At 69.6% G+C, this 17368-nt stretch carries 19 protein-coding genes and 2 pseudogenes; 12 read left to right on the top strand and 9 right to left on the bottom strand.

Annotated features, from left to right (window positions below; translation table 11 throughout):
- Positions 1-273 (bottom strand): annotated as a pseudogene (locus tag QK440_RS38120) (hypothetical protein); the annotation flags it as partial.
- 249 nt (positions 274-522) lie between these two features.
- On the opposite strand from QK440_RS38120, the pseudogene QK440_RS38125 reads away from it, so the two are divergent.
- Positions 523-702 (top strand): annotated as a pseudogene (locus QK440_RS38125) (ISKra4 family transposase); the annotation flags it as partial.
- A gap of 10 nt (positions 703-712) precedes the next feature.
- On the opposite strand, the gene QK440_RS38130 reads toward QK440_RS38125, so the two are convergent.
- Positions 713-1477, bottom strand: coding sequence for an alpha/beta hydrolase (locus tag QK440_RS38130; protein ID WP_282797859.1), 765 nt, complete (start codon positions 1475-1477; stop codon positions 713-715).
- A gap of 1151 nt (positions 1478-2628) precedes the next feature.
- On the opposite strand from QK440_RS38130, the gene QK440_RS38135 reads away from it, so the two are divergent.
- Positions 2629-4578, top strand: coding sequence for a hypothetical protein (locus tag QK440_RS38135; protein ID WP_282797860.1), 1950 nt, complete (start codon positions 2629-2631; stop codon positions 4576-4578).
- 87 nt (positions 4579-4665) lie between these two features.
- Here QK440_RS38135 and QK440_RS38140 read toward each other — a convergent pair whose 3' ends face one another.
- Positions 4666-5334 carry an SMI1/KNR4 family protein gene (locus QK440_RS38140; RefSeq protein ID WP_282797861.1) on the bottom strand — a complete coding sequence of 223 codons (669 nt, stop codon included), beginning with the start codon at positions 5332-5334 and terminating at the stop codon, positions 4666-4668.
- Between the two features lie 304 nt (positions 5335-5638).
- On the opposite strand from QK440_RS38140, the gene QK440_RS38145 reads away from it, so the two are divergent.
- Together QK440_RS38145 and QK440_RS38150 are read left to right on the top strand one after the other, a co-directional pair.
- Complete coding sequence (locus QK440_RS38145) at positions 5639-6160, top strand: hypothetical protein (protein WP_282797862.1); 522 nt, start codon at positions 5639-5641, stop codon at positions 6158-6160.
- Positions 6161-6424: 264 nt separating this feature from the next.
- Positions 6425-6808, top strand: a complete 384-nt coding sequence (locus QK440_RS38150) for a hypothetical protein (protein ID WP_282797863.1) — start codon at positions 6425-6427, stop codon at positions 6806-6808.
- 376 nt (positions 6809-7184) lie between these two features.
- Here the strand turns inward: QK440_RS38150 and QK440_RS38155 are convergent, their stop codons facing one another.
- The 3 genes from QK440_RS38155 to gdhA all read right to left on the bottom strand — a co-directional run bounded on the left by QK440_RS38155 (position 7185) and on the right by gdhA (position 9591).
- Positions 7185-7331, bottom strand: a complete 147-nt coding sequence (locus QK440_RS38155; RefSeq protein WP_282797864.1) for a hypothetical protein — start codon at positions 7329-7331, stop codon at positions 7185-7187.
- 35 nt (positions 7332-7366) lie between these two features.
- Positions 7367-7558 carry a hypothetical protein gene (locus QK440_RS38160; protein WP_282797865.1) on the bottom strand — a complete coding sequence of 64 codons (192 nt, stop codon included), beginning with the start codon at positions 7556-7558 and terminating at the stop codon, positions 7367-7369.
- Positions 7559-8250: 692 nt separating this feature from the next.
- Entirely contained in the window at positions 8251-9591 is a 1341-nt protein-coding gene (gdhA, locus tag QK440_RS38165) for an NADP-specific glutamate dehydrogenase (RefSeq protein ID WP_282797877.1), read from the bottom strand.
- Between the two features lie 1223 nt (positions 9592-10814).
- Between gdhA and QK440_RS38170 the strand changes: the two genes are divergently transcribed.
- Positions 10815-11534, top strand: coding sequence for an HAD family hydrolase (locus QK440_RS38170; RefSeq protein WP_282797866.1), 720 nt, complete (start codon positions 10815-10817; stop codon positions 11532-11534).
- Positions 11535-11789: 255 nt separating this feature from the next.
- Here QK440_RS38170 and QK440_RS38175 read toward each other — a convergent pair whose 3' ends face one another.
- Positions 11790-11924, bottom strand: coding sequence for a hypothetical protein (locus QK440_RS38175; RefSeq protein WP_282797867.1), 135 nt, complete (start codon positions 11922-11924; stop codon positions 11790-11792).
- Between the two features lie 274 nt (positions 11925-12198).
- On the opposite strand from QK440_RS38175, the gene QK440_RS38180 reads away from it, so the two are divergent.
- Positions 12199-12465: a hypothetical protein gene (locus tag QK440_RS38180; protein ID WP_282797868.1), complete on the top strand. Its 267-nt coding sequence runs from the start codon at positions 12199-12201 to the stop codon at positions 12463-12465.
- Positions 12466-12859: 394 nt separating this feature from the next.
- Here QK440_RS38180 and QK440_RS38185 read toward each other — a convergent pair whose 3' ends face one another.
- Positions 12860-13084: a hypothetical protein gene (locus QK440_RS38185; protein ID WP_282797869.1), complete on the bottom strand. Its 225-nt coding sequence runs from the start codon at positions 13082-13084 to the stop codon at positions 12860-12862.
- Positions 13085-13147: 63 nt separating this feature from the next.
- On the opposite strand from QK440_RS38185, the gene QK440_RS38190 reads away from it, so the two are divergent.
- The 6 genes from QK440_RS38190 (at position 13148) to QK440_RS38215 (ending at position 16267) form a co-directional block, all read left to right on the top strand.
- The gene (locus QK440_RS38190) at positions 13148-13285 is read left to right on the top strand and encodes a hypothetical protein (protein WP_282797870.1); all 138 of its coding nucleotides are present in this window, start codon (positions 13148-13150) and stop codon (positions 13283-13285) included.
- The gene (locus tag QK440_RS38195; RefSeq protein ID WP_282797871.1) at positions 13285-13593 is read left to right on the top strand and encodes a hypothetical protein; all 309 of its coding nucleotides are present in this window, start codon (positions 13285-13287) and stop codon (positions 13591-13593) included. Before QK440_RS38190 ends, QK440_RS38195 begins: the two co-directional genes overlap by 1 nt.
- Positions 13594-13674: 81 nt before the next feature.
- The gene (locus QK440_RS38200) at positions 13675-13926 is read left to right on the top strand and encodes a hypothetical protein (RefSeq protein ID WP_282797872.1); all 252 of its coding nucleotides are present in this window, start codon (positions 13675-13677) and stop codon (positions 13924-13926) included.
- Positions 13927-13941: 15 nt separating this feature from the next.
- Positions 13942-14199, top strand: a complete 258-nt coding sequence (locus QK440_RS38205) for a hypothetical protein (RefSeq protein ID WP_282797873.1) — start codon at positions 13942-13944, stop codon at positions 14197-14199.
- Positions 14200-14312: 113 nt separating this feature from the next.
- On the top strand, positions 14313-15371 hold the full coding sequence (locus QK440_RS38210; protein ID WP_282797874.1) for a DUF6461 domain-containing protein: 1059 nt from the start codon (positions 14313-14315) through the stop codon (positions 15369-15371).
- Between the two features lie 326 nt (positions 15372-15697).
- Positions 15698-16267, top strand: coding sequence for a hypothetical protein (locus QK440_RS38215; protein ID WP_282797875.1), 570 nt, complete (start codon positions 15698-15700; stop codon positions 16265-16267).
- Between the two features lie 181 nt (positions 16268-16448).
- Here QK440_RS38215 and QK440_RS38220 read toward each other — a convergent pair whose 3' ends face one another.
- Entirely contained in the window at positions 16449-16799 is a 351-nt protein-coding gene (locus tag QK440_RS38220) for a hypothetical protein (protein WP_282797876.1), read from the bottom strand.
- Positions 16800-17368 lie beyond the last annotated feature (569 nt).

Below are 17368 nucleotides of genomic sequence, written 5' to 3' on the forward strand. Positions count from 1 at the left end.
CGGACGGTTCGCCGCGGCCATGCGGGACCACGTCATCGCCCGGCCCGCGGTGGTGACGTGGCCGCGACGAAGGCCGCCGTCACCGCCCGGCTTGTGCTTGTACCAGCGCCGCCCCTGCTCGGTCTTATACGCCCGCTGGGCCTCCGCTTCGGCTTCCTCGGTCCGCCCCAGCCGCCCCAGTGCGCTGCTGCGGTACTCCGTCAGGGCCTGCCCCACGGCCCGGAGCGCGGCGAAGGCGAGCGCGGACGCCGCCAGGACCGGGTCCTTCTCCAACCCGCCCGGCTCCACCCGCTCTAGGAACTCGCGTCGGGCGCGCTCGATGCCCGCCTCCAGCGACGCTCGAACGTGGACAGTGACAGCAGCGACGTCGACCGGGACGGACGCGGTCCCCTAGGGCTTCTCGATCCAGGCCCGCTGCTTCCTAGTGGCGCGAGCCTCCCTGGGCCCGGTGGTACAGAAGAGCCACGGCGACTCTGCACCAACGGGGCCTCCTTGTGTCCTTCAGGGGCCCGCGATCAGCCACAAGACCGCCTCGCAATCACCGGCAGCCGATGGAGCGTCCCCGGCGCCGAGGCCCTCCTCCAACTCCGCGCGATCATCAGCAACGGCGACTTCGACGCCTACTGGCACTATCACCTTGGTCGCGAGCATCACCGCACTCATGGGAACCAAGACCACTACGGATGCCGCTTGCCGGCCTGAAGTCCCGGGCTCAGCATGATCCGAGGAGGAAAGCGGTCACCGCAGCGGCGAAGCGGTCGGGGACATCGTGGTGCACGACGTGCCCGGCGGGCAGTTCGACCCGGCGGATTCCGTCGGGCCGGCGGGCAGCCATGTCTTCGGCGTGTTCGGGCGCCAACTCGTCGCTGTGGGTTCCATGGATCAACAGCGTGGGGCAGGTCACCGATATCCAGTCGTTCCAGTGGTCACCGTTGAGCGCCTTCTGGGACGCCACAGTGTCCGCGATGTCGAAGGAGAAACCCCAGCCCTGATCCGACTGACGGAAGGAACATTCGAAATAGGGTGCCGCCGCACCCAGGGCCGCGACCAGCGCCTCCCGGGACGGCACAATGCCGGGAAGTCGCGTAGTAAACGACCAGTCGCAGTCCACAACCGCACCAATATCCTCGACGATCAGCGTGCTGACCTTGTCCGGGTGCCGGGCCGCGAACTGGTAGGCATTCACCCCGCCCAGCGAATGGCCCAGCACCGCCACCGGACCGACGTCCAACTGCTGGTGAAAAGCCGCAACATCAGCGACATACTCGTCCCGCTCGTAACTGCGAGCACGGTCAGACTCCCCATGCCCACGCTGATCGAGCGCGATCACTCTCCACTCAGGAGCCAGCGCCGCAGCCAACGGAGCAAACACCAACGCTTCGCTGTAATGCCCGTGAAGAGCCAGAAGCGGCCTCCCGGGACCCCCGAAGTCCACATACGACAGTGTCCGACTACCCACCATGAAGAATCTACGCATGGTGCGGATGGTAGGAGACTCCACTGACACTTCTCGGCTCACCAGCACCCGTCGAAGCCCGCCCGGATCGGACACCCTCCCTCAGGTGGCCAGGACTTCGCGGAACTCGGCGAGCGTGCGCATGGGCGGAACGCCCTGCCGGGCACGGTGGTCGGGCTGCGCTGTCACCATGGCCTCCTCGTCGCTGCAGTCGACGGTACCCGGCCGCCCCCTCCTGATGCTCGCTGATGCCGAACACCGCTGGACCCCGGCAGGTGGGTCCGTAGCACGGGGTGGAGCTTGTCGTCGGTGATGACCGGGGGTCGGCCGCCACGCTTGCCCGGGCCGCGGCGTCGAGTTCCTCCAGGGTCACTCGCGAATGTTCTCCCGCTCGGTCTTCGCCGTCGCCCCAATCTGCCCTCGCATCTGTCCGGATCGCATGGGGGGGTGCGAGGGCGTCCTCGACGGCGATCGCCGGTGACGGCAAGAGGCGGGGCCGGACACGAGGCAGGGCCCCGGCCGGAATCCGGGGCACCGTTCTCGTCTGCGCCTTGCGACCGAGCCGGAAGGGTCTCAGCGGCGGCTCGCCGACCGCTGGAAGGGGTAGCTCTTCCACCGCACCTACGCCAGCGGCTCCATCGCCTGCGGACCCGCAGCCTGCACCTGGGGCCGGACCGGCTCGACGTCTTCGCCCGCAAGAAGGGACTTCGCCCGCGGGACCGATGACCGCCTGTACAAGCGCACCTACACCGCCAGCGCAGACGAACTCGGCCAAGGAGACGCAAACCCGCGCTGACACCGCCCCCACCTAACGACGCCCACCACAGCCCGTGAGGCACAGACCCGGATCCGCGCCGTCCAAGGCGATTTCGATCAGCCGGAAGGCGGGCCGAGACACCCGTCATCGGGCTCAGCGCACCGCGCGGCGGTCCTGGCCAGCAGCGAGTCGCATGGCGACTGCAACGAAGCTGGCTTGGGTTCGCGACCGTGAGCAGCGTCACATCTGACATCAGCCGAACGGGCCCTGATGTCCGATTAGTTGGCGTTGCCAGGGCAGTCGCACAGGGCCTAGGAAGGTGTGCGGCACTGCAAACCCATCCATTGCAGGAGAGGTTGTTTTCGTGTCTGGTTTACTTAGGCGAAGAGGCACTCTGGGACGATTAGCCACGAGTGTGGCGCTTGCCTTGCTCGTGGGATCCGGGGCGGCAGCCGCCGCACCCGACCCCGGTTCCACCCCCAGCCCCGACCCCAACGCCGCTCCCTCCTCCCGCCCCGCGGCGGGACCGGAGAAGAAGAGGCAGGCTGGTCACCGGCCCGAGTCGGGCAAGAATCCGCAGGCCGGTCCCTCGTTCAAGCAGAAGGACGGGGTCTGGCAGGTCGACAGCACCGAGACAGTGCTGCGCAACACCGTGACCGACAAGGACAACGACAAGGCCAACCTCACATTCGAGGTCTATACGACGGACGCCGACGGCAAACCGAAGACGCAAGTCAAGCTCAACGACAGCGAGTACGGCGTCCTGGTGTCCGACTACGTTCCCTCCGGCGAGCGTGCGCAGGTCACGGTGCCGGTAGGGAAGCTCAAGCCAGGCGTCACCTACACCTTCCACACCTCTGCCTACGACGGCGGCCTGTACGAGACCGAGTGGTCCCCCTGGGCCAACTTCAAGATCCGTGACCGGGCCGTCGACATCAAGCTGCCTGAGCCAGACAAGGACGCCCCGACCCTCAACCAGGACGCCTACCAAGAGCGGCAGCTGATCCACCAGCCATCGGCCTTCCCGGTCCCACCGACCGAGCCACCCATCGGCTACAGCGCCTCGGACGGCTGGAACTGCGGCAGGCTGAACGAGAAGACAGGCATCCAGCCCTGTTCGCGCCTGGTCCCCGATGACAGCATGAAGACCCGTGACGCCCTGAGGAACGGGGCGAGGGGAACGAAGGCAGAGCTTCCTCACCTGGTCGACTGGTGTGAAGGCCTGGGCAGCTCGTACATCAAGCGGTTCGAGGCATGCATCGCGGGCTTCAAGTACGAGTACCACGGCATCGTCATCAAAGACGGCAGGCCCACCGGGGAAACGCTGTACGCCGCATGGGCAGTAGGCCAGGAAGTGAAGCTCTCCGGAACCTCGCCGACGTTCAAGCAGCAGCTCACCCTCGTACCACTGGAAATCGACAAGGATTTCGGATCGGTCACGCTCAACGTGGAGTTCGACTGCCTGCTTTCTGACCGGTGCTCCAGCGGCCAGCAGTCCTGGGACGGGGCGCTGGTATGGACGAGTGCGAATCCGTGGTCGCACACCGCCGTCGGGACCACCGACCACACCTGGAACGCGGCCGACAAGGCTGACACGCTCGACCTCTCCACGAAGATCACCGCCTACGCGCCCGTCACGAACCCGGCCGCCTCCCGCTGGATAACCAACGACGCGCAGATCCGCTGCGACAAGATCTCCTCCACCACCAAGCCGGGCTGCACGTTCCACAAATACATCCCGACGTGGACCTTCCACACGAAGAAGTTCCCCGTCGCGGCCGCACACGCGTGGCTGATCCAGGCCAAGCTCCCCAACCACCCGGGCAGCGAGACACACAAGAAGCCGATGTTCTACCTGCCCAAGGCCACCAGCAATGTCCATGGCCGCAACCCGCAGAAAAACCGCGACGTCATCTGCCCGAAGGTCTCCGGAAATGCCTGGGCCAAGGCCAAGGGACACCCCGAGACCACGCTGCTCACCGACATCAGCAGCGGGGATGTGCGCAGCTGCGACGAGTTCGCCTACGCGGCCACCTACAACTCCGGCGGGATGCCGAAATCCATGGACGGACTGAACGAGGTAGCCTCCGGCGATGCCTGCCTGCAGACCTATTCCAAGCGCGCCAAGCAGGGCGAATGGCACCTGTACGACGACGACCGTGAGGCGGCGCCGACGTTCAAGGAAGTCTGCGGGCGTTCCACGATGTCCAACTGGATGAACACCCAGTCGATGCAGTCCTTCCCCAGCGAATTCAGCCAGAAATACCGACTGCTGGACAAAGACCCCTACTGGGTCGACACGCCGGGCTTCGATCACTGCGACGCAACCAAAGCGACCGTGAAGTGCACCGTTCCCAGACCGTAGACGCCCTGTAGACACCAGCGGGCCCGGCGGGCAGCGAAAACATGGAGGTTTTTCCAGCCCGCCGGGCCCGCTGGTACCCCGCAGACGCTAGGGACTTGGGCGGGGGCCGTCCAGCACAGTTCCGCCCGCGGGAAACAGCCGCGGGTCCCTAGGGTCGACCCAGGTCAGCCCGCCTGTCGCGGTCAGCGCCGGCCAGTCGTGCCGGTCAGCCGTCCCGTCCGGATGACGCAGGCAGCGCCCCTCCTCCAGCGCCGCCGCCATCTCGCCGAGCCAGTCGGCCACCGGCCAGCCGTACGACGACGGATACGGCTCATCCCCGAGGTCAACAGCCCACGTGCCCAGATTGCCGTAGGACGGCTCCCCGTCACGCGCGTCGACGTACCAGCCGGACCAGGTATCCCCCGGAGTGCGCGCGAACGGCAGGATGCCCGCCTCCCGCTCCCAGTCCTTCGTGTGCGTCCGGTACTCCTCGACCAGCGCACCGAGGGGCAGCATGGTCTTACCCGACGGGAGGATCCCTGCCACGTCTGCCGCACCATCCTCCTCGATGCCGTCATGGAGCCGATACCAGGCCGCCAGCGCAGGAGGGAGAACTACACCCATGGCGGCCTCGGCAGCCGCGATGTCGGCATCACCGGCCGCAGGACGCAGCAGCGCGGCGGAGGCCGGGGCATGAGCGTGCAGCCACCGCTCGATCCGGTCCCAGGCTGCGATGACGTGTGCGCCTAACTCTTCCGCGTTCCGTCGATCTGCCATACCGCCACAGTACAAGCGCACTATGCCGAGCGGACGGTCACCAGACATCCCTGAGGATGCGGATCAGGCAGTCCCAGCCCTGGCTGACGCCGTCAACAGCCGGAACGCGGCTCATCGGGCCTCTCACAAGGGAGTGGCGGCGCTGGGAGCGGGTGCGGACGTGGTGCTGAGAGCGACCATGGACGTGTGGTGGGCGGCGCTGTCGGCGCCTTTTAACTCCGCAACATCTGTGCGCAGTTGGCGGGCCTGCTCACGTCGCCCCTGGGCGGCGCGGCGGGTAGCGGGGTCGACGAAGGAGGCCAGGGTGACGCTGAAGGCGCGGGGCCGGTCGGGGTCCAGCCCGGCGCACCAGGCGTCCAGGATCGATAGGGGCCGAGCGGATGCCGGTGCGGCGGTGTTCGGTCAGCTTCCGCCCCTCCACGGCCGTGCTCCAACGTTCGTGCGCGGCCTGGCGTGTGGTGCCCGCAGCCTCGCCGACGGCCGTCCAGCAGGCGCCGCTCTCGCGCTCGACCACGACGGCCTGGCGCAGGAGTTGCTGAGACAAGTCGAGCAGGTGCCGGGCGCCGCCGATCAGGCCCTGGTCTCCGGTGGCAGGCCGGGTGAGGGCGGCGAGCGCGCCTGGGGGATGTCCGCGAAGGTGCGCGCGGGCGAGGTGGGCCTCGTCGAGCGGGGTGAGCGGCAGTGGCCGCTCCGTGTCCGTGATTTTGTTGCCGTCCAGGGGTGTGCTGCCAAGGCATCGCTGACCGTAGGCAAACCTTGGCAGTCGGCTCGGATTTCCGTCTCGTCGGGCCGGTCGTACGGTCCGCCCGCAGTTGCTCAACGGTGACTCGTCCGGTGCCCGGCAGGCCCGCGGCCGCCCAGGCCACCTGTGCCCGAGGGCTGGCCAGTAGCCTGCCGTCCAACGAGCGGAGCTCATGGCGCGGTGGCCCAAAGATCAACGGCAGCAGGGGTGCGTGGGGCGAACCGGGAGCGCGCATGCGACCGGTTCCGGGCTGTGCACGTCAGACCGACCACCGGAAGACTGAACGCCGACCGGCCCTCAGGGCCACCACGTCTCGTACGGCCCTCTGGTGAAAGGCTGGTAGGACACATGAGGAATCGATCGCTCCGCATCCTGACAACGGGCGTCGCCCTGGCAGCTGCCACGAGCGCGATCGTCACCACAGCGCCGCCCGCGCAGGCGGCCACCACGACGCACTGCTCCACCTCGACATCCTTCGCTCTTCTGCCGACCGGGCAGGGGTACCTCTTCCCCAATCTGAGTGCGCCGGCGGCCGGCTGCGACTTCGTCGACAACGGCGCTCCCTACCACTTCACCGTCGACACGGCGACGACGACCGTGTTCACCGGAGGCGGGCAGACCCAGTCGTACACCGTCAAGAACCTGAGGACAGAGTGCACGCATGCAGGGACGAGCAACGGTTACGTCAGGGCCTACGGCTGCCACGTTCCCGGAACATCCCGCGAACGGTAAACCGGCACTGCCCGAGAGCGGTCGGCGCCTGCTGCCACCAACTGCCCATGCCTGGTCCTCAAGGCTGGCTGAGTGCGGCGTCAGGGGCCGACTGACGTAGCCGGTCCCGTCGTGCGGAGCTGCCACATCCGTGGCCGCTGACCGTCACCTCCTGGTGGAGCCGCTTGGCGGTGGCCGCCCGGCGCTCGGACGCAGAGACCTGCGGCAGCATGGCCTCCACGACGAACCGCGTTCCGCCTGCTCCTGGGCCTCTGCGCGGGGCGGAAGGACGGCGCGCCTGTTCCGCACGGTCTGCTCCTCCTGTAGGACCTGTGCCATCGCGGCCCGCAGCACGACCCGGTCAGGTCCACGCCGGACGTCTCGCCGCCACTCATGCCTACCCCCAGGCGAGGTAGCCGAGGTTCAGGTCCCCAAGGCCGACCACCCGCCGCACCTGGTCCACCAGCCGCCCGGTGAACAGGCGCCGGGCCGGCGTCTCGCCGTACCGGTCGATGTTGTCGCACACCACCTGAGGGTCTCTCATCGCGCGCACCCGCCAGTCGCGGACCTGGTCGTGGGTCAGCTCTCGAGGACGAGGTCCTGCTCCTGATCGACGTCGTCGACGGCCACAGCGAGCGCGGCGGCCGGATGTGGGGCGGGCACCACGACCGGCGCGACGGGCGCGGCCTGGACGACGAGGGTCTGCGCAGCCGCGGCCGCGGCTTCGGCGCAGGCCTTCGCGCCGCCTGCCGGGCGTGGATCTGCTCCCACTCGGCCCGCGGGCCCAGACCCTGGCCGACACGTCCTGATGGAGCCACTTGGCCGTGGCTGCCCGGCGCTCGTCCGCGGAGACCTGCGACAGCGCGACCTCCACGTCGGCCGCGACCTTCCGGCGCTGCGCACGGCGGTCCTCGCACCGGTCCTGGCAGCGGGAGCAGCCCCGGCCGGAGTCGAGCAGCACCCGATCGTGCACCGGGTGTCGCCGCGGTCCCGGCGCTGCGGCAGGCCACGGGCCAGCAGCCAGCCCACCAGGTTGGTGACCGGGCCGCCGGAGCACAACTGCTCGGCCAGGCGCCGGGCGAGGCGGCCGGACCGGTCTCGACGAGGCGAGGGGACACGGCGCAGGAGACGGCGGGCGTCCTTGGCATCGTTGTGCAGGGGCTCGTCTTCTTCCACCGCCGCTCCCCCGCGGTGCCGCAGCCCCGGGGGGGCGTCAGCCTGGTTGGACGCCTTGCGCACGGTGATGACCGTCCTGGCCGTTGCCGCCCTCGCGATCCGCCGCCGCGAGGTTCCTGGCACCGCGCGCGCCGGCCCCGCGGGCCCGTCACCCGCGTCCGCGGCGCTGGGCAACGGGCCCCGGGCCCGCCCCGCCCGCACCCGCCTTGACGCCCGCCCCGGCCTACGGCGGTACGGAACCGTAAGCTGCGGCCCGCCCGGTACCGGCCGGACTGCCGTTACCGGGGTCAGACGACGCCCTGGGCGAGCATCGCGTCGGCGACGCGTTCGAACCCGGCGATATTGGCGCCCATGACGTAGTCGCCGGGGGCCCCGTAGCGTTCGGCGGTCGCGCGGACTGTCTCGTGGATATCGCGCATGATGCCCGCGAGGCGGGCCTCGACCTGGTCGAAGGTCCAGGACTCGCGGGCCGCGTTCTGCCGCATCTCCAGGGCGCTGGTCGCCACGCCGCCCGCGTTGGCGGCCTTGCCCGGGCCGAAGAGGACGTCCGCGTCGCGCAGGACGCGGACGGCCTCGGGGGTGGTGGGCATGTTGGCGCCCTCGGAGACCGCTTTGACACCGTTGCGGACCAGGGTCCGCGCCGCGTCGGCGTCCAGTTCGTTCTGGGTGGCCGAGGGGAGGGCGACATCGGCGGGGACGTCCCAGACGCTGCCGCCCGCCACGTAGCGGGCCGAAGTCCCCCGGCGCTCGGCGTAGTCGCTGACGCGGCCGCGTTCCTGCTCCTTGATCTCCTTGAGGAGGGCGAGGTCGATGCCCTTCTCGTCGACGACGTAGCCGCCGGAGTCGGAGGCGGTGAGCACGTGCGCGCCGAGGGCCTGCGCCTTCTCGATCGAGTAGAGGGCGACGTTGCCGGAGCCGGAGACGGTGACCGGGCGGCCTTCCAGGTCCTCGCCCCGGGTCCGCAGCATCTCCAGGGCGAAGAGGACGTTGCCGTACCCGGTGGCCTCGGCGCGGACCAGGGAGCCGCCCCAGCCGATTCCCTTGCCGGTGAGGACGCCCGCCTCCCAGCGGTTGGTGATGCGCCGGTACTGGCCGAAGAGGTAGCCGATCTCGCGGCCGCCGACGCCGATGTCGCCGGCGGGGACGTCGGTGTGCTCACCCAGATGACGGTGCAGCTCGATCATGAAGGACTGGCAGAAGCGCATGACCTCGGCGTCGGAGCGGCCACGCGGGTCGAAGTCGCTGCCGCCCTTGCCCCCGCCGATGTTGAGGCCGGTGAGGGCGTTTTTGAAGACCTGCTCGAAGCCGAGGAACTTCACGGTGCCGAGGCCGACCGTCGGGTGGAAGCGCAGGCCGCCCTTGTAGGGGCCGAGCGCGCTGTTGAACTCGATGCGAAAGCCCCGGTTGACGTGGACGCGGCCCGCGTCGTCCTGCCACGGCACCCGGAAGATGAGCTGCCGCTCGGGCTCCACAAGCCGCTCCAGGACACGGACCTCGAGGAGTTCGGGGCGCGCGGTGAGTACCGGTTCCAGGGACTCAAGGACCTCGCCGAGTGCCTGGTGGAACTCGACTTCGCCCGGGTTGCGCCGCAGGACCTCCGCGTGGAGGGGGCGGAGCAGGGCCGGCATGTCCCGGTGAACGGGCTGGGTGGGGAGCGCGGTCATCTGGTCGTTTCCTGTTCGGTGGGACGGTGTGGGTCCCGGGCGTGCGATGTGCCTCCGTACCCCGCGCACCCCCGGAGAGGGACTTGGTACGGACGGTACAAGGGCCGTGCCGGGGCGCCCCCGCCGGGGCGGGCAGCGAAAGCGGCGGCCGGCCAGCCGACGATGGCGACGGCGGAAAGCAGCGGAAGGTCACTTCGCTCCGGCACCAGCAACCCCCGCGCCGCCAGAAGCTGCCCGTACAGCGCGATGGCACGGGCCGGCTGGCTCCGGCACCGTAGTCGACCGGAGGACGTCGGCCGGCGCCCCGCACTCCCGGGCCGCGCGCTCTTGCCGGGCCCGGAGCAGGGCAGCGGCCCGGGCGACCGCGGCCTGGTGGCGGCGCCGTGCCCGGGTCGCCTCGACCGAGGCCGGCACGTTGTCCGCGACGATGTCCGGCTCGGGAAAGGCCCGGTGGCTCAACTCCCGCATCACGGCGGTCTGCCGCCCCATGGCCTCCGCGATGGCCGGGCCAACCCCCGACGGCCGGACGGGCTGGCGGTGCACCTCGATGGCACAGCGGTAGCCGTCCGGTGGGGGTCGTCGCTGCACCGGCGCGGCGGGCACGGCCAGCGGAGCCGCGTCGGCGGCCGCCGTGGCAGGGCCAGCCTGCATGAAAGCGGGCGCCAGGACGTGCGGCGTTCGCACCGCGCACCTTTTCGTTGGCGCCCGCGACCAGCTTCGCCGCGCTCCAGCGCAGCTTCGTGCCGTACGCGGGGGCGTCGGGGGTGTCCAGGCGGCTGGTGTCCGCGTCGAACGCCGCGGCCTGGACGTGACCGGTGAGCTCCGGCACGGCCGCGGCGAGGATGCCGTCGAACCGCGCGAGGACGCTGCCACCGGCGGCCGGGCCACCATGCCACGCTCGGTCAGACCGGTCAGGCAGTCGGGCGCTGTGCCGGGGCAATCGTCTCCTCTGGCTCCAGTTCGGTCAGTGCCGCGGCACGCTCAGCGGCAGGCGTCGGGCCGAAGCCAGTCGCCACGGCTTCCCCGGCTTCGCCCCCCACCGCCTTCGCCACCGGCAAGAACCTCGTCGACGAGGCGGCCGCCCGCGCGTCCCTGAGCGAGGTGGTCGGCGACTGACTCCACGCAGCACTCGTGGGATGCTCGCCCACGCCGAAAGCAGTTCCCACCGGGCCAGAAGGGACCATCTCATGCCGATCCAGGGTGTGCTCTTCGACGTGGACGACACCCTGTTCGACTACTCGACCTCGGAAAAAGCCGGCGTGCTCGGCCACCTGCGGGCGCAACGGCTACTCGATCAGTTTCCCGACCCTGCCACGGCACTCGCGATCTGGCGGACGATCATGGAAACGCAGTACGCACGCTTCCTCAACGGCGAACTCACCTTCATCGAACAGCGGCGCGAACGCACCCGCCAATTCCTCTCCCACATCGGACAGGACACCTCTGCCTTGTCGGACCAGGAAGCCTCCGCCTGGTTCGCCGAATACGAGGCCCACCGCAACGCCGCCTGGGCGGCATTCCCCGATGCCGAGCCCGTCCTCAGGAAACTCGCACCCGACTACCGGCTTGGAATCGTCTCCAACTCATCCACCGACCACCAGCGCGGCAAACTCCACGCCATCGGTCTGCTGCCCTACTTCGACAGCACGCTCATCTGCTCCGATCAGCACGGCGCAGCAAAGCCCGCACCGAGCATCTTCCTCGCAGGCTGCACGTCCATCGGCCTCCCACCAGACGAAGTGGCCTACGTCGGAGACAAGTACACGCTCGACGCCGTGGGAGCCCACGACGCAGGGCTGCATGCCTACTGGCTCGACCGGGCGAACACCAGTCTCGGCAACGCCACCAACGACGGCGTCCGCGTCATCCACTCCCTCGACGAACTCCCCGACGCCCTCACCCTCTGAACCCCACCGGCACCTTGCCGACCACAGCGACACCTCGCTGACCACCGCCCCGCTGGGATGCCCCCAGCAGGGCCTTCTCGTGCTCATCTCGTTGGCACGCTCAGTGCCGCACTCATCGGCATTCTCGGCGTCGCCCAACACACGGCTTGGCGGCGTCGTTCGACATGGATTGGTCGATCGGGGCCGATGCGCCGTCGGGTATGTCGAGCGGCTCGGGGAACGCGCGACGCCTCGGCTTGGGGTGCACGCACAGGTTCAGCCGGCGTCGTGCTTCAGTGTGACCGGGTCGAAGCTCATCACTGCATAGCTCTCCCCCGGACCGGGTGGCCGCGTCCAGCGTCCGGTGCCCTCACCGGCCGTACGCACGCCAAGCGCCACGTCGAACTCCACCGGCACCATAAGCGCGAACTCCGACGCCGCGCCGCCTCACCACGCGCCCGAGTGCCCCGCACGATGTACGCGAGCAGCCCGGCCTCCCGCAGCATCCCCAGGTGGTACTCCACCGACCACTCCGACAGGCCGGTCCGGCGCACCAGGTACCCGATCCCCGGACGGCACGGCGACAGCGCGTGCTCCTGGGCGACACGCACCGTCGTCGCTCCGAAGCTGCGCGCCCGTGCGACCGGTGCCGCCGCGGCTGGTACAGCCCCGACCCGGCCACCCAGTGGACCGCCTGCATCCAGCAGTAGCCGTCCAGCGGATCCGGCCCGTCGACGTCGACAGCCACTGCCGCGCCTCCGGCACGAACAGGCCGGGCAGCACGGTGACCGCGACGGCGTCGTCGACCGCCGGGCGCGGAGCGGGCACCATCACGGCGGCCGGCGCCGCCACGGCGCTCACCGGCAGGCCCCGCCTGGCGCGCGCCGTCCTCGACCTCGCCGCGGCGGACACCGACGCCGGCGGCGCCCTGGCCCAGCACACCGCGCAGTGAGCTCTCGCAGTTCCGCCAGCGCCGTCCGGGCCTAACCGGCCGTGATCGGACCGCTATTGGCCGCCCGGGTTCGGGGAGGGCAGCGGGCGACACGCCAGCGCCAGGTGCGCGGCCGCGGTGCCCCCTGAATGGTGGACTTGCTGCTTCAGCTCAGGTCAACGGCAAGGCGATCCTCGGCCGGGGCAATCGCACCCTGGACTTCCAGGGCCGCTCTTCATCCGGCCGCTGAGGGATCCTGCCACGGGGCTCGGGCCATTCGGCCGCGGTAACCGGAGCCCCCGGCGCCACCGTCACGCGTTGATACGTTCCTGCACCTGAAGGAGACGCGCGTGAGTCACGTCCGCCTCCTGTCGCTTTTCGATCAGTTCGGGTAAGTACCTGCCACTGCGGAATCCTACGTCGCGGCGTCCTTCCGCTCGGGCGTGGTCGGCCGTTGCGGTGGTTGGGCGCCGGGGCGGCGGACGTACCACTCAATGAAGCGGCGGACCTCGGCGGAGCGGTCGCTGCCGGCCGGGACGGCGGCAGCGAAGTCTTTCCACAACTCCTCGCTGATGTTGCGCAGGACACGCTGCTTGTGCTTGTGGCGGTGCTGCCTGCGGCGCTCTTCTGGCGAGGACATGGGCGCATCATCGCAGGTGGCTTGCCACCAGTCAAAGGATCTGCCACTAGGGAGGGAGCGACCATGAAGAAGTACACGCTGACGATAACCATCGAGGCGGACGACGACATCGACGCCGACCGGATCCGCGAAGAGATGTACGAGGCGGGCGAGGACGTCCCGTTCAGCTTCCACATCGCGGGCATCACCGAGGAGAGCTGATGCCCGCAAGGTTCCAGGCCGCCACGGCGACCATCACATGGGCCGGCACCGACGACACGACCCCGCCCGGCCACTGCATCGCCGTAGGCACCGACACCCTCGGCGCCTACTGGCTCTGGCTCTGGCTCTGGCTCTTCAAGGGCACCACGCCGCACGACGACGCCTTCGTCGAAGCGATCAACATCCCGAAGCAAGCGGGCGAATCCTCGGTCGCTTACGGGGGCGGGGGAGGCTTCGTGGGGCTGGTGACCGACACGGAGGACACCCTGGCCCAGCTGGCCGCCCGCGCCGAAACAGAGAAGAGCTGACCATGCCCAGCAGCCATCGCCGCGCCCAGTAGGAGGCCATCGAGCGCCTCGGCCCCGAACCCACCACACCGCTGGAGCGCTATGAGCGGCCGTTATGACGACGGCGAGCTGATGTCCGCGAAGAAGCCTTCGAGGCCGTGGCGGCTGGCCATCCCGTCACCTGACGGACCCGTCTACAAGCCGCACCGCTCCGAATCCGCCGTCCTGGACGCCGTCGCCCAGGAGAAGAAGGACACCGACGCCCGGCAGATCACGATCGAAAGCTGGGCGGACGGCCGCTGGACCGTCTGGCTCCGCTGGGTACAAACCGGCACCAACTGGCACGCCGAGTAGACAAGGAGCACCCTCATGAAGGCGGTCTCCGCCGGCCCCAGGGAATGGGCCGGCACCACCCAGGACGCGTATGACCTGCACCGCTTCACCTCTGACAGGCGCGCCCGCTGCAACACCAGCATCCGGACCTACAGCCGGATCACCGACCACGACCACGTGCGATGGCCCTACATGACGCTGCGCACGCGCGCCGAGATCGAAGGTCTCTGGGCCGCGTACATGTACACCTTCTGCCCCGCCTGCGCCGGCAGTAAGGAGAGCAGGCACGGATGACACCCACACCGGTGAGATCGCGTTTCTCGACGCCCGGCTGAGCAGCCGCGCGCAGCGGATGCGATCCGCCCGGCCGGGCGCGGTTGTCAGTGGGAGCGGCAACAATCGCGCCTATGACCTCACCCCAGCGTCTCAACCAGTTCCTCACTGACATGCACTTGGAGGAGGCGGCCACGTTCACGGCCGTGCACGGCGCCGACGAGGACGCCGTGATCCGCCTCTTTGGCGGTGACCCAGAACGAACCCGTCCCTGGCGCCTGGAGGATTTGGGTGAGTACTACGACGGGGACTTAATTCTGGTCTCCCGGTCAGGACCGGCAATCGTCGTCGTTGAGCACAACGACTATCAGGGTTCGCGTGAGGAAGTGCTGCGCCCGCTGTCCCGCCTTGGCCGTACCGCCAGCGCCCACTGGAGCCTCAACGCGGCCTGCCGCCTGAGTCTGGCCGAGAACGGCCTGATCTCGTCCTCCTTTGACACGCTCGATCCCGAGAGCGCCTACGGTGCGCGCCGCGGCGCCTGGCAGCCTCTGCTGCACGGCCTTGACCTGGAAGGTTGGAGCGGCTGCGGCGCGAGCCTGGTGGCCGTCGAGCGTGCCACGGGCGCACGGTTCGACCAGGCGTGGGTACAGGGCACGCACCGGGCCGTGCAGATCACGCCGGTGCCTGCTTACCTGCTCGGCCAGGAGGACATCCACTCCCCCCTGCTGAAGCGGGAGCCCTTCATCAGCTACCTGGCCGCTCTGGGGCCCGCCATGCTGGGGCGGATGCGCCGCCACGCCCTGGACCTGGCCCTGGCCCACGCCGGTCTGCGCGAGCATCCCCTGGCCCTGGCCGCCCTCACCGCGGACACCCTCCCGGCCGCGGCACGCGAGCGGCTGCACGAGGACCTTGTGGCCGCCCACGACCAGGCGCTCCCGCGGGCGTTCGCGATGCCGGACAAGGAGCCTGAGGAAGTCGAAGTCGAGTGGGAGCGTCCATCGCACCTCGTCTTCCGCCAGGCCATCGTCTTCGACGCCCTCGCCCAGTGCGTCGCCGCCCACCTGCCCACTCCGGCAAAGGGCCTGCCGGACGTCCTCAACGACCTTGCCTCGGCGATGACCGGGGACAGTGCGCGGGTCCGTGAGTTCTCGATGGTCCAGCACCTCCACGACAGAGCACAGCGCACAGCATGACGACCGGTGCACCGCTTTGCATTTAGGTACTGTCTGGACCCCGCCTGCGCGTCGACGGTGCGCACGCGTCTGCCACCGACCAGGAGAGACTCATGACCACTCCTCCACCACACGACCACCCTGCGATACCCCAGCAGCCCGGGTACGGACCGCCGCACACTGCCGACGCCTGGCCCGGTGGACTTCCCCCCACGGACCCACAACACCCCGCTGCCCCAAGTACATGGTCCACGCCGCCGCCTGCACCCCCACTGGGGTGCCAGGTGTGCGGCAGCGGTCCCGCGGTCTTCACCACCATCTACGGGCACCGCGGCCGCCTCATCTACATGAGCTTTCTCAAGACGCGCGGTACCTTCTGCCGGATGTGCGCCCTGGCCGTCGTGCGGGACATGTCGGCCAGCACCCTGCTGCTGGGCTGGTGGAGCCCGTTCTCCCTGATCGCGACTCCCCTCACGCTGGTGGCCAATCTCGTGCGGTGGGTACAGCTGCGGCGCATGGCGCAACCACACGGCGGATGGCGTCACCCGCTTGACGCCGGACGCCCGCTGCTGCGCAGACCTGCCGCGCTGACCGGGATGGGAGTCCTGGCCGCGCTGGCAGCCACCGTCATCACAGTGAACGCCACCCGGGGCGGCGATGACCCCCCACGCCCCTCCCAACTGGCAGCCGGGCAGTGCGTGACCAACGCAGCGAGCTGGCCCGAACAAGACCTCGGGCTCGTCAACTGCCAGGACGCCGACGCCGACGCCATCGCTCACGCTCCGGACGAGCGGGGCCGATGCCTCTTCGCAGAAGACACTCCGCAACCGATTGAGGCCTCCTACGACGTCGACCCCGCCTACCGCGCGGACGGCAGACACATGTGTCTGAGCGTGTTCTCCGGAAGCAACTACTGATCTCGTTGCCGTGCGGATCGGACGTGACCTGTACAAGCCGGTGGCGGGGGCTGGCGTCGATAGTGACCTGGTGGTTGGTGGAGTACCGCCCGTTGCGCACCATGAGCCTGATGCCGTCCGCGGGTGGGCTGCACGTACTGGATACCGACGGGGAGCATGAAGAAGTTCCGCCGCGAGCCGTTCAGTTGACGGCTTCGTTCAGCGCCCAGAGCGCCCACAGGAGCACGGCCACCGGCAGCGCCACAGCAACCGTGCCGAGCGTGATGCCCATCCGCGCCCGGAACGCATCGACGTCCCCGCGGCCCCGCACCCGGTGCAGCACCACCAGGCCGGAGACGACCGCACCGACTGCCGCGGGCGCGATGCAAATCCACGGAAAGAAGCGGACCCACAACGGCCCCGGGATCTGCACCATCAGCGGGAGCACAATCATGGCGAGTGCGGCCGCACCCAGCACCAGCGAGGCCGTACCCCGCGCCTGCGGCCGCGCCGCCCTCTGTGCCCCCGGCCCGGCCATCTGCTCAACGCTCATGCTGGCAGGCTAGACACCGGTCCCCGCGCACCGCCTGGGCACGCGTACTCAGACCCTTCTGAGTAGCCCGCAGCCGACATGGGCGGGATGCGGATAGCCTCAGACTCCTATCAGCGGTTCGCCCCCCCGGATGGGCACCCCTCACGACGGCCCTGTCGGGCCGGAGCACTGCCCCGTGGCCGTGAGGAGGAGCTCCGGGGCTCGCCCGTGGCCTTCCGACACGGAGACACAGAGCTGAGAGGCCGTTCTCACCGGGCCTCCTTTGGTGGGAGCGGCGAGCATCACAGCGGGCAGCATCCACATGGCTCACCCGGCGCTGCCTGGTAAGCGGGGCCGGCGCGGCGGGGCGCCGGTGCTCACGATCATCACGCGGGCGGTGTCCGGGTTGTGGGCCTGGAGGCGAAAGCGCGCGGACCGTGGTGCCCACGGCCAGCTCCGCCGTCTGCCCGCGGGCCAGCTCCTGCGCGGCGTCTGGCCCACGCTCCACCGCGTCTAGGCCGTTTCCTTCGGATCATCCGGTCGTTGGTCTGGGTGTGTCGTTGACTGACGCCCAGTGGGCGCGGATCGAG

It is taken from the genome of Streptomyces sp. CC224B, assembly GCF_030010595.1.
GTDB lineage: Bacteria > Actinomycetota > Actinomycetes > Streptomycetales > Streptomycetaceae > Streptomyces > Streptomyces longispororuber.

What these genes read in the sequence shown, in the direction of transcription:
- QK440_RS38130 (WP_282797859.1), bottom strand. Translation starts at nt 1,477, where the DNA reads ATGCGTAGATTCTTCATGGTGGGTAGTCGGACACTGTCGTATGTGGAC.
- QK440_RS38140 (WP_282797861.1), bottom strand. Translation starts at nt 5,334, where the DNA reads ATGGCAGATCGACGGAACGCGGAAGAGTTAGGCGCACACGTCATCGCA.
- QK440_RS38150 (WP_282797863.1), top strand. Translation starts at nt 6,425, where the DNA reads ATGAGGAATCGATCGCTCCGCATCCTGACAACGGGCGTCGCCCTGGCA.
- QK440_RS38155 (WP_282797864.1), bottom strand. Translation starts at nt 7,331, where the DNA reads ATGAGAGACCCTCAGGTGGTGTGCGACAACATCGACCGGTACGGCGAG.
- gdhA (WP_282797877.1), bottom strand. Translation starts at nt 9,591, where the DNA reads ATGCCGGCCCTGCTCCGCCCCCTCCACGCGGAGGTCCTGCGGCGCAAC.
- QK440_RS38170 (WP_282797866.1), top strand. Translation starts at nt 10,815, where the DNA reads ATGCCGATCCAGGGTGTGCTCTTCGACGTGGACGACACCCTGTTCGAC.
- QK440_RS38185 (WP_282797869.1), bottom strand. Translation starts at nt 13,084, where the DNA reads ATGTCCTCGCCAGAAGAGCGCCGCAGGCAGCACCGCCACAAGCACAAG.
- QK440_RS38190 (WP_282797870.1), top strand. Translation starts at nt 13,148, where the DNA reads ATGAAGAAGTACACGCTGACGATAACCATCGAGGCGGACGACGACATC.
- QK440_RS38195 (WP_282797871.1), top strand. Translation starts at nt 13,285, where the DNA reads ATGCCCGCAAGGTTCCAGGCCGCCACGGCGACCATCACATGGGCCGGC.
- QK440_RS38200 (WP_282797872.1), top strand. Translation starts at nt 13,675, where the DNA reads ATGAGCGGCCGTTATGACGACGGCGAGCTGATGTCCGCGAAGAAGCCT.
- QK440_RS38205 (WP_282797873.1), top strand. Translation starts at nt 13,942, where the DNA reads ATGAAGGCGGTCTCCGCCGGCCCCAGGGAATGGGCCGGCACCACCCAG.
- QK440_RS38210 (WP_282797874.1), top strand. Translation starts at nt 14,313, where the DNA reads ATGACCTCACCCCAGCGTCTCAACCAGTTCCTCACTGACATGCACTTG.
- QK440_RS38215 (WP_282797875.1), top strand. Translation starts at nt 15,698, where the DNA reads ATGAGCTTTCTCAAGACGCGCGGTACCTTCTGCCGGATGTGCGCCCTG.
- QK440_RS38220 (WP_282797876.1), bottom strand. Translation starts at nt 16,799, where the DNA reads ATGAGCGTTGAGCAGATGGCCGGGCCGGGGGCACAGAGGGCGGCGCGG.